Source organism: Agrobacterium sp. (genome assembly GCF_059499945.1).
Window position 1 is genome coordinate 1 of sequence record NZ_JCABZP010000013.1, and the last position, 12677, is coordinate 12677.

Annotated in this window: 11 protein-coding genes and 4 pseudogenes; 10 read left to right on the top strand and 5 right to left on the bottom strand. The window is 60.5% G+C overall.

Annotation, left to right across the window (positions count from 1 at the left end):
• Window positions 1-350, bottom strand: a pseudogene (locus tag AC5I5B_RS11375) (hypothetical protein); the annotation flags it as partial.
• Window positions 351-471: 121 nt separating this feature from the next.
• Here AC5I5B_RS11375 and AC5I5B_RS11380 point away from each other — a divergent pair.
• Entirely contained in the window at window positions 472-717 is a 246-nt protein-coding gene (locus tag AC5I5B_RS11380) for a helix-turn-helix domain-containing protein (protein WP_495752667.1), read from the top strand.
• Between the two features lie 67 nt (window positions 718-784).
• On the opposite strand, the pseudogene vapC reads toward AC5I5B_RS11380, so the two are convergent.
• Together vapC and vapB are read right to left on the bottom strand one after the other, a co-directional pair.
• Window positions 785-1184, bottom strand: a pseudogene (vapC, locus tag AC5I5B_RS11385) (type II toxin-antitoxin system tRNA(fMet)-specific endonuclease VapC).
• The gene (vapB, locus tag AC5I5B_RS11390) at window positions 1184-1414 is read right to left on the bottom strand and encodes a type II toxin-antitoxin system VapB family antitoxin (protein WP_495752730.1); all 231 of its coding nucleotides are present in this window, start codon (window positions 1412-1414) and stop codon (window positions 1184-1186) included. Before vapB ends, vapC begins: the two are co-directional and overlap by 1 nt.
• Window positions 1415-1920: 506 nt before the next feature.
• On the opposite strand from vapB, the gene AC5I5B_RS11395 reads away from it, so the two are divergent.
• The 4 genes and pseudogenes from AC5I5B_RS11395 to AC5I5B_RS11410 all read left to right on the top strand — a co-directional run.
• On the top strand, window positions 1921-2097 hold the full coding sequence (locus tag AC5I5B_RS11395; protein ID WP_495752668.1) for a hypothetical protein: 177 nt from the start codon (window positions 1921-1923) through the stop codon (window positions 2095-2097).
• A 35-nt stretch (window positions 2098-2132) separates the two neighbouring features.
• Entirely contained in the window at window positions 2133-3206 is a 1074-nt protein-coding gene (locus tag AC5I5B_RS11400; protein WP_495752669.1) for a DUF3991 and toprim domain-containing protein, read from the top strand.
• Window positions 3207-3398: 192 nt separating this feature from the next.
• Window positions 3399-4004 (top strand): DUF1419 domain-containing protein, encoded by a 606-nt coding sequence (locus AC5I5B_RS11405; RefSeq protein WP_495752670.1) that lies wholly within the window; start codon window positions 3399-3401, stop codon window positions 4002-4004.
• A gap of 99 nt (window positions 4005-4103) precedes the next feature.
• Window positions 4104-5759, top strand: a pseudogene (locus AC5I5B_RS11410) (lactate dehydrogenase); the annotation flags it as partial.
• Window positions 5760-6253: 494 nt separating this feature from the next.
• Here AC5I5B_RS11410 and AC5I5B_RS11415 read toward each other — a convergent pair.
• The gene (locus AC5I5B_RS11415; RefSeq protein ID WP_495752671.1) at window positions 6254-6589 is read right to left on the bottom strand and encodes a hypothetical protein; all 336 of its coding nucleotides are present in this window, start codon (window positions 6587-6589) and stop codon (window positions 6254-6256) included.
• Here AC5I5B_RS11415 and AC5I5B_RS11420 point away from each other — a divergent pair.
• Together AC5I5B_RS11420 and AC5I5B_RS11425 are read left to right on the top strand one after the other, a co-directional pair.
• Window positions 6588-8345: a ParB N-terminal domain-containing protein gene (locus tag AC5I5B_RS11420; RefSeq protein ID WP_495752672.1), complete on the top strand. Its 1758-nt coding sequence runs from the start codon at window positions 6588-6590 to the stop codon at window positions 8343-8345. The genes AC5I5B_RS11415 and AC5I5B_RS11420 overlap by 2 nt on opposite strands.
• Window positions 8342-9236 (top strand): annotated as a pseudogene (locus tag AC5I5B_RS11425) (DUF7007 domain-containing protein). Before AC5I5B_RS11420 ends, AC5I5B_RS11425 begins: the two are co-directional and overlap by 4 nt.
• A 539-nt stretch (window positions 9237-9775) precedes the next feature.
• On the opposite strand, the gene AC5I5B_RS11430 reads toward AC5I5B_RS11425, so the two are convergent.
• Window positions 9776-9937 carry a hypothetical protein gene (locus AC5I5B_RS11430; protein ID WP_162693438.1) on the bottom strand — a complete coding sequence of 54 codons (162 nt, stop codon included), beginning with the start codon at window positions 9935-9937 and terminating at the stop codon, window positions 9776-9778.
• Here AC5I5B_RS11430 and AC5I5B_RS11435 point away from each other — a divergent pair.
• The 3 genes from AC5I5B_RS11435 (at window position 9930) to AC5I5B_RS11445 (ending at window position 12671) form a co-directional block, all read left to right on the top strand.
• Window positions 9930-10517 (top strand): hypothetical protein, encoded by a 588-nt coding sequence (locus AC5I5B_RS11435; RefSeq protein WP_495752673.1) that lies wholly within the window; start codon window positions 9930-9932, stop codon window positions 10515-10517. The genes AC5I5B_RS11430 and AC5I5B_RS11435 overlap by 8 nt on opposite strands.
• A 270-nt stretch (window positions 10518-10787) precedes the next feature.
• Complete coding sequence (locus AC5I5B_RS11440) at window positions 10788-11774, top strand: ArdC family protein (RefSeq protein WP_495752674.1); 987 nt, start codon at window positions 10788-10790, stop codon at window positions 11772-11774.
• A 588-nt stretch (window positions 11775-12362) separates the two neighbouring features.
• Window positions 12363-12671, top strand: a complete 309-nt coding sequence (locus AC5I5B_RS11445; protein WP_495752675.1) for a DUF736 domain-containing protein — start codon at window positions 12363-12365, stop codon at window positions 12669-12671.
• The last annotated feature ends 6 nt before the right edge of the window (window positions 12672-12677 follow it).

Here is a 12677-nt window from a genome sequence, read left to right on the forward strand (position 1 = left end):
AAAATGGCCGCGTGAATTCTACGACCAAGCCCCGCTAAGAACGGGGGGATTACCGGACGTCCCCCGGTTTCTTTCAGCAATCGCGCTTCAAGATCGCGGCTTTCCCGCTCGGCGGCGAGACGCCGCTGATAACGGTCAAACCAGCGCGGCCAGAGTTCCTTGATGTGGAATGGCTCGGCAACCGTCCGCAACGGAACCTCATCGAGCAATATCGGCAGAATACGGGCTGCCGCCGGTAGAAGATTGCGCCTGTTGATCGCACTTGACTGATTTTCGACGATGGTCTCATCAGGGAATTCACGTGCGCGCAAAAATTTGGGTAAAGTTCTGCTATTCTCAGAATCAGCCATGATCCAAGCTCCAGCTAGCTAGATTGTGGTCAGGTCAGGGAAGGTGTGCCTAGCACCTCCTTGACCGTCATAATTTACAAACTCGAGTCTGACCTCGCGCATAGATTAAGTCAAGGTGTTAATGTTAACTGCAGATCAAGTCCGCATGGCTAGGGCAGCACTGAAGTGGGGCGTAAGGGATCTTGCGGTTCGCGCCAACATAACGCCCACAACCGTTACTCGGATAGAAACTGGAAAACCGAGCTATCCATCGACTCTTCTCGCGATTCGGACTGCTTTCGAGGAAGCCGGACTTACATTTATCGATGAAAACGGCGGTGGCGTCGGCGTGCGCTTCGCAAAACCCGCATCAGAGACAAATCTGTAAAACAGCTCGCCTCATCGCGCGATGCGAGCCGTCCCAATGCTCAACGGTGTATCCGTAGGCATCACAATCATCCGGTCCAGTCTTCGACCCTTAACCCTGGTACGCGATCAAATTCACGACGGTTGTTTGTGACCAGAATCAGCCCTCGGGAGCGAGCGTGTCCCGCGATCAACTGATCATAAAGACCGATCGGAGTTCCGCTGCGCGCTAACTCGGCCCGGAGTTGGCCCGTGTGGCTTGCTGCCATTTCGTCGTATGACAGCACCTCGAGCCGGGCAGCGAACCCCTCTACAACGGCCAGATTTTTTTCCGGACTGGCTGACTTTTCCGCCCCATAGACCAACTCCATCAGGCTGACCGAGCTCACATAGCTGGACATGATGACGGTTGAACGCTTCGCGCACCTGCTGCGGCCGGTTCTTGATCGTAAAGATGTAGATGTTGGTATCCAACATGTACTTCGGCATTAGAACGCTTCGCGTTCCTGTAAAGCAGGCTGATCACGCTCACTCATGAAGTCGGATGTTACCGTTGCTCCTTCAAACCAGCTGTCCCATATCTCGCCAGCAGGCGCAATGATACGAGTGCGTCCCAAGGTGACAATATCGACGCGCTTGACGTCATCCGGAAGAGCGACCGCCTTTGGCAGACGGATAGCCTGGCTTCGGTTGCTCCGAAATACTGCGCCCTGCTCCATTTGCGTTCCTCCGAGTTCCATTGGCAGCGACATATCTAGTGCGCCAGATGGGATATGCCAATTGGATATACCCGCAAACGCGGTTCTATACACAAGGTCGATTTGTTTCACCGGACGGCAGCCCTTGTTATAAGGAATTTTCTTTTTCCTTGTAACGCTCTCTCCACCCAAGCGCGGCACCCGGCAAGCGCGGCCCCTCTTTCCCGTTGTCTCATTTTGAATCGATGCCGCCGGATCGCTGGCAATCTTCTTTCCTGAAGATGGATGCTTGTCGGACAGGCGCAATCCGTATCCATTCTCTTCGTGGCACACCAGGGAGCAGCCCAATCCCGCTCTTTTTTGATGGTCTCCTGGCCCGGAACCGGATCTTCCACGATCAACCCGCAAGGGGTCCGCTAGCAGGCTGCGGCCGCTTGTCTGCGCCTGCGCGGTGATCGCGCCCGTCTCCGGGCCTTGTTTGGAGCCATCGAGCGGGAATTGGCCCGCTCCCGGATGGAGCCTCTCAGATGTCGCACGATCTTTCCCTCGCACAGTCCCACGCCTTCCAACTCTCCCGCGACCTGATGGTCCCGGTCACTGTCTTCAAAGTCGACGGGGAGTACGGCGTTCTCCCCTCTGACGAAATCGACGCGAACGACGATCTCGACATCGTCCACGAATTTTTCCCCTGGCCGGCGCATTGAGCCGGCCATGCCGTTCCGGCTGGCACCGGTGCCGCTTGCGAACGGGCGCCCGCAAGGGAGGCTTCGCCGCGGCTGGCAACTACCAGTTCTGGCAGTTGTCAGCCGCGCCCTTGCGTCCTCCGCTCTTCGCGGCTGCGGGAGTGTCGTCCGCATTCCGTGGAAAAGGAAGGAAAGGCGATCGTGATGCGATCGGAGCTAAAATGAAACGAGAAGAGATAGAGGCGCTACGCGCCAAGGTCAGTTGCGAGGCCATTCTGGAGCAAGCTGGCTACCAAATCGACATGAAGGAAAGCACACGGCGCGCCGTCAAATACCGCCGAGGCGGCGAACTCGTGATCGTGACCCACGAAGGAAGTGGATGGTTCAATCCATTAGGAGACGAAAAGGGCGATATCTTTCGGCTCGTCATGTTTCTTGATGGGACATTCTTTCCGGAGGCTGCCCGGCGGGTTGCCTCCCTCGCGGGTTTTGAGTTGTCCCGGCCGGAATGGACGAGGCCGAGACGGGGTGCGTCTTCTGACAATCTCCATGATCGCTGGATCGGGCGGCGCATTCCAGGACCTCGGACGGGAGCCTGGCGCTATCTGTGTTGGGCGCGCTCCATTCCTGAACATGTCGTCAGGGATGCGATCCACCAGAGCCTGCTCCGGGAAGGTCCGCGTGGCAGCATGTGGGCTGCCCATTCGAACTGCGACGGCAAGGTCGTGGGTTGGGAGGAACGTGGACCGGATTGGCGTGGTTTTGCCACCGGAGGATCAAAAATCCTCTTTCGGTTCGGGAGCCCGAACGCCAACCGGGTCTGCGTTGCCGAAGCGGCGATCGATGCGATGAGCCTTGCGGCGATCGAGGGCCTACGTGACGACACCCTCTATCTCAGCACCGGTGGCGGCTGGTCGCCGGCAACCGATGCTGCCCTTCTCACACTTGCGGAAAGGCCGGGCGCACAGATTGTCGCTGCCACAGATGCCAATCCGCAGGGGGAAATCTACGCAGACCGGCTGCGCGCGATTGCGGACACTGTGGGCAGTGACTGGCAGCGTCGCCGGCCGCCGGCAGACGATTGGAACGCGGTTCTCCAGATCAGGAAAAAGAAAGACAGGGAAAAATGAGAGGAAGGAAGGGAGAGGCGTGCCGCATGCGCGCCGTCCGCGTCAAGGGAGGCTTCGCCCGGCGAGCGCCGGCCCTTGACCCGGTCGGACACGAAGGCGGCCGGGCGGGAGGGGTCATGAAGGACTGAAGAGGATGGTGGGGTCGAGCCGACAATGCCGCCTTCGGTCCAAAATCCCGAAAGGATCAGGCTGATGACCCCGAAAACCCTTCCTCGCAAAGTCTTCCAGGGCGTGGCCACGCGCTCCGATATGTTCCGCATGTTCGACCGGCACGCGAAGCGCCCGAACCGCCACGACCATGATCAGTCCGCCGTCTATGCCGGCGAGTGGTTCGAGATCGATGAGGTATCCTACAGCTACATGCTCGAGATTCTGCCGCCGCTGTGGATGCGCGGGCCAGCTTTTGCGATGCGCGAGTTCCTGACCGGTCTGGTGACGTCGGTCTTCTTCGCAATCCGGATCAACGAAACGGTCCGCTACTTCCACAGCTATTGCGATCTCTCGGATTCAAATTCTGTAGAGGCAATGCGCTCTGCGATCGTCGCGCGTGAGACCCGGCCCGTCCGGGCCATGAGCCGCGAAGAACGCCTCGATCACATCTGGAGCACGACCGCCGACGATTATCGCGGCTATGCCGGTGAGCGCTGGCCAAAGCCACTGCACGGACATCGTATTCTCGTACTTTATAGCGGCAAGGAAGGCACCTTTCTGAAACTGCTCGACACGCTCACCGACGACGAGATCGCCGCCAAGCTGCCGGTGCATCTGCGCCACCTCCCATCAGCCCTGGCTGCCTGAGCCAGATCACCTCTCCCCCTGCACCCGCAACCTGCGCGATGGCGGTCAATTCTTCGGCCGGCGATGGCGTGCGCCGCCCTGATTTTAGGAGTTTTCCCGATGAGCAATGATCCTTTTACCCTCGATATGTTCGGCTCAAGCGCACTTTCCGTTGGCCTTGGGCTCGGCGTGACTGCCGTCGGCGGCAATTTGCCTGATGCCGCCAATGACGATGATCCGGATCCCTTGCCGCCGGCGCCGACCCCTGCCCTTCCCCGGGCACCCACACCTGCTCGGCGGGCGGAGCTGCGGGCAAATTTCTATCTTGACGGCGATCGCGGCCTCGCGGTGTCCTGGAAGGAGCGTGCTCGTGCCAATGTCGCTGCAATCCTGATCGCCGACGGTATCGTCAAAAAGGACCGGCCAGCAACGGCCAAGGAGCAGGCGCAATTGATCCGTTTCACCGGCTTCGGCGCCGGTGATCTCGCCAATGGCATTTTCCGCCGTCCGGGGACAGTCGATTTCCGCGACGGCTGGGATGCTCTCGGCTCTTCGCTCGAAATCGCGGTGTCCGAGAGTGACTATGCATCGCTTGCCCGCTGCACCCAATACGCCCATTTCACCCCCGAATTCATCATCCGCGCTATCTGGGCCGGGATTGAGAAGCTTGGTTGGCGCGGTGGCCGGGTGCTGGAGCCTGGCATCGGCACGGGGCTCTTCCCTGCCCTGATGCCGGAACCCTATCGCGACAAGGCCTTTGTCACGGGCATCGAGCTCGATCCGGTCACCGCCCGCATCGTCAACCTGCTGCAGCCGAAGGCGCGGATCATCAATGGTGATTTCGTTCGCACCGACCTGGCGCCGATCTATGATCTTGCCATCGGCAACCCACCCTTTTCCGATCGCATCGTCCGCTCGGACCGCGCTTATCGCGCGCTTGGCCTGCGCCTGCACGACTACTTCATCGCCCGGTCGATCGATCTGTTGAAGCCGGGGGCGCTCGCCGTCTTCGTCACATCGCATGGGACGATGGACAAGGCCGATACAACGGCACGGGAGTATATCGCCAGATCGGCCAATCTGATCGCGGCGATCAGGCTTCCCGAGGGCAGCTTTCGTCGCGATGCCGGCACGAATGTTGTCGTCGACATCCTGTTCTTTCGCAAACGCAAGATTGGTGAGCCTGAGGGCGATCAGATGTGGCTTGATTTCGATGAAATCAGGCCAGCGACCCAAGACGAGGGTGCCATCCGCATCAACAGGTGGTTCGCCCGCCATCCCGACTTCGTGCTCGGCACCCACGCGTTGACGTCCGGACAGTTCGGCGAGACCTATACCTGCCAGCCGCGTGGCGGTGACGATCTTCAAACCGCCCTTGTCGCCGCTATCAACCTACTGCCCGTCGATCTCTATGACGGTGAGCCAACGCCGATCAATATCGATCTTGAGGATGAGCTCGCAGAGATCGTCGATTTGCAGCCGAAGGGCAGCGCTGTCCGCGAGGGCAGTTTCTTCCTCGACCGGTCGAAGGGCCTCATGCAGATGCTCGACGGATCGGCCGCGCCTGTCACCGTGCGCAAGGGCCGATCGGGTGACGGCGTCACGGAGAAACATGTGCGGATCATTTCGAAGCTGATCCCGATCCGCGATGCGGTGCGCGAGGTTCTGAAGGCGCAGGAGAGCGATCGCCCGTGGCGCGACCTTCAGGTGCGGCTGCGCATCGCATGGTCGAGTTTCGTGCGGGATTTCGGGCCGATCAACCACACCACCGTCTCGGATAACGCGGCTGCTGCATAGCTGCCGTGCATAAAAAATGTTTTCCGAATGGTCAAAAATCAGGCATAACGCATGCAGTTGATGCACATGGCGGTCACCTCCCAGTTCCGCTGCATCAGCTGTTCCCCTCTGGAGGTTTTGAAATCTCCACACTTTATGGGCCGCGGCTTTTGCCGGCGGCCCTTCTTTTTTTGTCACGACGGGCATTTGCTTCCACAATCCCAGATCTATCGCCGGTAGCGGGCAGCTATATAAAAAAGAGCGATCAGCGTTAGAGCGACGATGGCAAACCTACCATCGGCTGAAGCCTCCATATCTAGAAGTTTGATACTCAAAAAATCCGCAGGCTCTTTCATGATACACCTCTCAACAAAAAATGAGTGGCGCTGCCTTGCTGCCGCATATCACCTGATGCGGTCTTTTATTCAAGAAATGCTATTTCGAGGGGAAATGCCGACCCCTCAAAGACCCCTTTAGAGGGGTTTAAGAGCACCTTAAAGGGCCTCAAAAGAAAAATGCGGCGCAAGTGATTTTTTGTGAAATATTTTTCTGCCTGATCCGTAAGGGTGGCGGAAAGATAAAAAAACAAAGATATATAGGTCGCCGATCGATCCTCCTGCCGACGCTGCGCTCAACCGCCGCCTGCGCCATCCCGGCTGCTCGGCCTTCGCAGGGCTGTTAGCCCCGCGTGTCCTTCGCAGCAGGGATGCTCGGCTGCAGTTGCGCCAGTCCGGCCGCTCGGCGGTCCAGGAGATGTCTTCGAGAAAAATGAAGACAGGAAGGGTCGGTAACGCGCCAGCCCAAAAAACTCCCGAAAGGACAAATGTCATGCATCTCATCAAGGTCGATCCGCGTGCGCTGAAGGAAAACCCCGTCCGGATGCGCCAGTCTAAATCCTCGCCGCAGGCTGATGCGCTGATGCTGGCCACGATCAAAGCCGTCGGCATTGTTCAGCCGCCCGTGGTTGCCCCGGAAACGGATGGTGGAAACGGCTACATCATCGACACGGGTCATCGCCGTGTCCGGCTCGCCATCGCTGCCGGTCTTGAGGAAATCGAGGTCCTCGTCGCGGATGCCGCCAACGATAACGGCGCTATGCGTTCGATGGTCGAAAACAGCGTTCGCGAAGCGCTCAATCCGGTCGACCAATGGCGCGGCATCGAACGCCTCGTTGCGCTGGGCTGGACCGAGGAAGCGATTGCCGTCGCTCTTGCTCTTCCCGTTCGTCAGATCCGCAAGCTGCGCCTGCTTGCCAATGTCCTGCCGGCCATGCTCGAACAAATGGCGCTCGGCGACATGCCCTCCGAGCAGCAGTTGCGGGTGATCGCGGCCGCTGGTCAAGTGGATCAGAAAGAGGTCTGGAAGGCGCATAAGCCGAAGAAGGGCGACACCGCAGCCTGGTGGCAGATCGCCAATGCGCTGACGAAAAAGCGCATGTATGCCAGGGACGCGAGCTTCGGCGACGATCTGGCACAGGCCTATGGAATCGAATGGGTTGAGGACCTCTTCGCACCGGCCGATGAGGATGGCCGTTATACCACCAATGTCGAGGGCTTTCTCGGAGCCCAGCACGAATGGATGACCGGTAACCTGCCGAAGCGCGGCGCCATCGTCGAGGTCAATAGCTGGGGGCAGCCGGAGCTGCCGAAAAAGGCAACCCAGGTCTATGGTAAGCCATCCAAGTCCGACCGTGCGGCGCTCTATCTCGATCGTGACGGCAAGGTGCAGACCGTCCATTACCGCATGCCCGACGTGGCGAAGCCAAAGGGCGCTGGTGGTGAGGGAGTTGTCGGCAACCGCGATGGTGGCGACATGGTCGAAACACCGAAGGTTCGGCCCGATGTGACCCAGAAGGGCCACGATGTGATCGGTGATTTCCGCACCGACGCCTTGCACGATGCGCTTGGCCGCGCACCGATCGAGGACGATATGCTGATGGCGCTGATGGTGCTGGCCTTTGCCGGGCAGAACGTTCGGGTCGACTCTGGCGCAGACGGGACCTTCTACGGGTGCAAGCGCTTCTCGCGCCATGCGGTCGACCTGTTTGACGAGCATGGCAAGCTCGCCTTCGATCAGGATACGCTTCGGGTCGCCGTTCGCTCCGTGCTGATTGATGTTCTCTCGTGCCGCCGGGGCATGTCGAACAGTGGTATGGTCTCGCGCGTCGCCGGCGACGCGATCGGGGCCGACGAGTTCTTGCCCAACATGGGCACGGAGGACTTCCTCTTATGTTTGTCGCGTCAGGCGCTGGAAGCCACTTGCGCCGAGGCGGCCGTCCAGCCGCGACAGAAAGTGCGCGAAACCCGTACGGCACTCGCCGAGCATTTTGCCAACGAGCACTTCATCCATCCGTCGGGCCGTTTCGCGCCGCCGGCTGAGGAACTGCTCGCCTGGATACGGGCTGGCGCCGTCATGGATGTTACCGGTGCGTCCTCGCACGAGGACGACAGTGGTGATGTTGACAATCCCGCTGACGAAGAGCAGGGGCAGATCAACGAGGATGCGGATCAGGACGATCTGCAGGATATGGATCTTTCTGACGACGAAGAGCACCACCAGGACGTCGACCAGAGGATTGCAGCATGACCGCTGCTCCCCAGTCGACCATGACAGGCGCCACCCCCGATTTTTCGGGGGTGGAGTTTGCCACCAGCGTGGATGGCCTGCCCATCGCCCGCATCGGGGACCTGGTCCTTGCCATAATCACATCGCGCAGCGGCTTTGCGTTCCTCGCGAGCGCTGTCGCTGTCAGACGACCGCTTGCAGAACTGGTGCGGGCCGATTTCGTCGGGCATGACGGCCGGGTCGCCGATGAAGCCGAATTTCGGATGCGGGTCGCCGAGACCGCCGGGCATATGCGCGATCTTGCCAGCCTCAACCGTGTGCAGAGCCACATGTCCGCGAGTACTCCCTGGGGCGGATCGCAGATGGCAGTGATTTATGCGGAAGGCGTCGTCGCCCACATGACAGCAGGCCATGGTGGCTTCCATCTGTCGGCAGATCGCAATGCAAAGGTCCATCCCCTGCTGCGGAAGGACACGCCCTGGTACGAGGAGGACTGCGAGTGGGCGATCGTAGCAGTCACCTTCCCGAACCTGTTCACCGCCTATGAGCGGTCGACGGCCAAGAAGACCATTCGCAACACCTGGCCCGACGCCTGGGAAACGATCCATCGATGCGTGCTGGCCGAAGGTGAGAGCTGGGCAAAAGGATCGCCGGGCATCCGAGCAACGGCACGACAATGACTTCGTCGTCACGTCTGCGATCCGGTCGGACCAACACGATGGTATGACGGAGGTCGTGGCGAAGGTCGGCGGGGCCCATCTCCGTGTCGGCGAGGAGCGTCGGTTCCTGGTGCCAAGCGATGAGTATGCGGAGCGCGGCAAGTTTGGCTTTGTCATCGATCTCACGCGTCACGCTGAATATGACGGGCCGTCGTCATTCGTCGGCTGGCGAAGGCGAGAAGATGGGACATGATCAACGCACTCGTCCCCATGCCGCCGGCGAAATCAATTGGCGCCCGGCGCGAGGACCCAGCGGCACCTCGATTGCCTGACCCGGCAGATTGTGGCGTGCGCCGGAAGACAGGCGATGACGGTGAGGGTTCAGGGCCGGACAAGGCGCCGATCCAATCCCCGATTATCGCATTTCGAGTTTGTGGACTGCCTGACCTTCGAACGGTGGAGGGAACTCGACACTGTTGTCAGAACGCTCGCGCTACAGGTGCAAGTTATCGATGAGCTTGCGCATTGCGATCATGCGGGTGTGGGATAAAGACGGGAATAGGTGGACCCTACGCGGGGTGGCTTGCGGGATTCCATATCACTCCCAATCTTCGCAGGGGCAGTGGGCTTGGCCATATCGCCTTCTCTCGGGCTGTGAGTGATATCGGGGCCGTGCCGGACTGCCCTTCTTGTTCGCTGCGGTCTGAACCGGCGGCCGGTCGTTTCAAGGCCGCTTCGCGCCGCGGGGCGGCCGGTCCAGCCTCTCTGCGCGAGGGCAGGCTCGCGGTCTGCTCAGGTCAAAACCTGCTTGTCCGCAACCCTGCCCTGCTGGTTCAGCCAGATCGGACCTGTGAAGCCGCCCGTCCATTGCCGGTTCTGGTCGTCCGCATCGAAGGGCAGACCGGCACGGGCCGGAACCGCTTCGGCAGCCAAGGAAGGAAAAGATATGGCCAAGCCCGCCACTCCAAACCGCTCAATTGCCAGATCGTCGCAACTCCGCAAGGGGGCAACACTCGAAATGGTCCGCCTCTCCTGCCCTGACGCCGCTCAGGCGTTCAAGATCGCCGAAAGCTTCGGCACAGCAATCGTCGACAGCGATGGCATCCGCAGCCTGCATGAACGGCTGATCGTCGAGACCGCGGACAGCCTCTCCGAAGGCTTAGCGAGCAAGGCCATGCAGATACACCTGCAGCGAATCGTCGGGGCTTTTGTCGGGTCGGCGCATGGTGCCGGCCAGTTCTACTCCCGCGCCGTCACCGAAGTGCGCGACGCAACGGCCAAGGCGTCGAACGACGCCCGCGACGAGGACCTCGACGGTCCGGTCGGCTATGACAGCGCCGCCCAGCGCAAGCGGGAATTCGCGGCAGACATGGGTGTCCAATCCCACGCACTTCGCATGGCCGCAGAAGGCGCGGTTGCCGCCTACGAACACGTCGTGGGGGAGACCTGGAAGCCATTCGATCGACCAGTCGAAAACGCAGGTGCTTCGCTCGATCGCAAGGCAGCGGAAGCCCAGATGGCGGCGTTGGGATAACACCATAGGCGGGGTACACGCCGCCTTTTCCTTCTCTTCATGGTCGGCGCCTACGGGCGCCAGCCATTTACTGTAGCAACCCGAAATGGTGGTGCGCCCTGCACGGTCCGTCCCGGTCGGTGGTCCTGCAGGAGTCGGGTTTCCCTGCAACGGCTTCGCCGTCCTCCATCTTGTTGCGGCCGTTCCGGTGCATGGTCTCCCTTCAGGCTCCTGTCTTCGGACCTCCGTGACAGACCGCGATAGGCGTGGTTCTGAGAATGGAGAAAAATCATGAGCAGGAAGACGTATACGGATCGCACCGACATTTACACACGGATCACACAGCAAATTGTCGACGATCTCGAGCGAGGCGTGCGCCCCTGGATGAAGCCATGGAGCGGCGCCACCACCCATGGCCGCATCACGCGGCCGATGCGACACAACGGCCAACCCTATTCAGGCATGAACGTGCTCCTTCTCTGGTCGGAGCAGGTGTCGCGCGGTTATTCCGCGGCGATGTGGATGACATTCAAGCAGGCTGTGGAGCTTGGCGCCTGCGTACGCAAAGGCGAGACGGGCTCGACCGTTGTCTACGCCAGCCGTTTCACCAAGTCGCAATCCGACGGAAACGGCAACGAGGTCGACCGGGAAATCCCATTTCTGAAGGCCTATACCGTCTTCAATATTGAGCAGATCGATCGTCTGCCGGAACACTATCATCACCGACCGGAACCCGCCCTTGATCGGGTTGCACGCATCGAAGAGGCCGATCACTTTTTCCGGAGCACGGGCTCCGTGGTTCGCCATGGCGGCAATCAGGCTTTCTACGCTCCCGGTACCGATATTATCCAGATGCCAGCGTTCGAGACGTTCAAGGATCCGGCAAGCTATTATGCTGTCCTCGGACACGAGCATGTGCACTGGACGGCGGATAAAACCCGCGTCGGCCGAGACCTCTCACGCTACGCCAAGGATCGCAGCGACCGTGCACGGGAAGAGTTGATCGCCGAGCTCGGCGGTTGCTTCCTCTGCGCCGATATCGGCATCGTTCCCGAACTCGAACCGCGGCCGGATCATGCGTCTTATCTGCAATCCTGGCTGTCGGTGCTCGCTAACGACCCGCGGGCGATCTTTCAGGCGGCGGCCCATGCGCAGCGCGCGGTTACCTTCCTGCACAGCCTGCAGCCGGGGGCGGAAAGCATTGGTTGCGGCCTGATCCCCAGCCCTCAGGCGTGGTCGTCACCGGCGGTGGCGACCGCGGAATCCCTCTCCCGCTGATCCTTGAGACCCTGTGCGATGTCGGCGTCGAGCCTTCCCCAGATGGAGGGTTTTTGCATATCGGGTTTAGGTTTGCGCGACGGTTTGCGTTCGATGATGAACGGCTTGGTCTCTCGGCGCATCGATCCTCCAGGCTATGATTCGCAGGCGCGACGATATCGCACGGGCGATTGCTGGCAAGCGGGCGAACAATAAGCAAAGCAGCTTTCCCCAGTTGATGGCCGGGCTCTAAACCATGCTGGCGGGGCGCGGTGACAGGTGGCAGCCCTTTTGTGGCCAGCGGATGCGGCGGCCAAACGCCATCGCCAGAATCCTTTTCGCCGCTTCAGGCCGCGCCCATTGGCGGGCTCGATGGGGCATGTCTGACCGAAGAACGGCTGCGCCTCGATCGATTTCCCGCAACGGCGACGTCCCCTTTTCTTACCCCTGCCGGCTGCGCCGCCATTCCTCTCCCACTAACAAAAGTGGCAGTTGCCGCCCTCCACTTTGTTCCGGCCTTATCAGGTGCGGTCCGATCGTCCCCGGTCTTTGCGACAGCCATCGAGGCCGCGATGGGCGCGGCCCGAAACAGCAAAAAGGATTATGACAATGGCAACCATCGGCACCTTCACCTCCAGCGAAAACGGCTTCACCGGCGCGATCCGCACACTCGCCCTCAACGTCAAGGCACGCATCATCCGGGTGGAGAACCCTTCTGACCGGGGCCCGCAGTTCCGCGTCTATGCGGGTAGCGTCGAGCTTGGCGCAGCCTGGCAGAAGACCTCCGGCGAGGGCCGCGACTACCTCTCGGTCAAGCTCGACGATCCGAGCTTCGCAGCACCGATCTACGCAACCCTGACCGAGGTCGAAGGCGAGGACGGGCTGCAGCTCATCTGGTCCCGCCCGAACCGGGATTAAGGGCCA

Bases quoted from the DNA above. Each gene is read 5' to 3' on its own strand.
- AC5I5B_RS11405 (WP_495752670.1), top strand. From the start codon at position 3,399: ATGACCCCGAAAACCCTTCCTCGCAAAGTCTTCCAGGGCGTGGCCACG.
- AC5I5B_RS11395 (WP_495752668.1), top strand. From the start codon at position 1,921: ATGTCGCACGATCTTTCCCTCGCACAGTCCCACGCCTTCCAACTCTCC.
- AC5I5B_RS11440 (WP_495752674.1), top strand. From the start codon at position 10,788: ATGAGCAGGAAGACGTATACGGATCGCACCGACATTTACACACGGATC.
- AC5I5B_RS11435 (WP_495752673.1), top strand. From the start codon at position 9,930: ATGGCCAAGCCCGCCACTCCAAACCGCTCAATTGCCAGATCGTCGCAA.
- AC5I5B_RS11380 (WP_495752667.1), top strand. From the start codon at position 472: ATGTTAACTGCAGATCAAGTCCGCATGGCTAGGGCAGCACTGAAGTGG.
- vapB (WP_495752730.1), bottom strand. From the start codon at position 1,414: ATGGAGCAGGGCGCAGTATTTCGGAGCAACCGAAGCCAGGCTATCCGT.
- AC5I5B_RS11415 (WP_495752671.1), bottom strand. From the start codon at position 6,589: ATGACATTTGTCCTTTCGGGAGTTTTTTGGGCTGGCGCGTTACCGACC.
- AC5I5B_RS11420 (WP_495752672.1), top strand. From the start codon at position 6,588: ATGCATCTCATCAAGGTCGATCCGCGTGCGCTGAAGGAAAACCCCGTC.
- AC5I5B_RS11445 (WP_495752675.1), top strand. From the start codon at position 12,363: ATGGCAACCATCGGCACCTTCACCTCCAGCGAAAACGGCTTCACCGGC.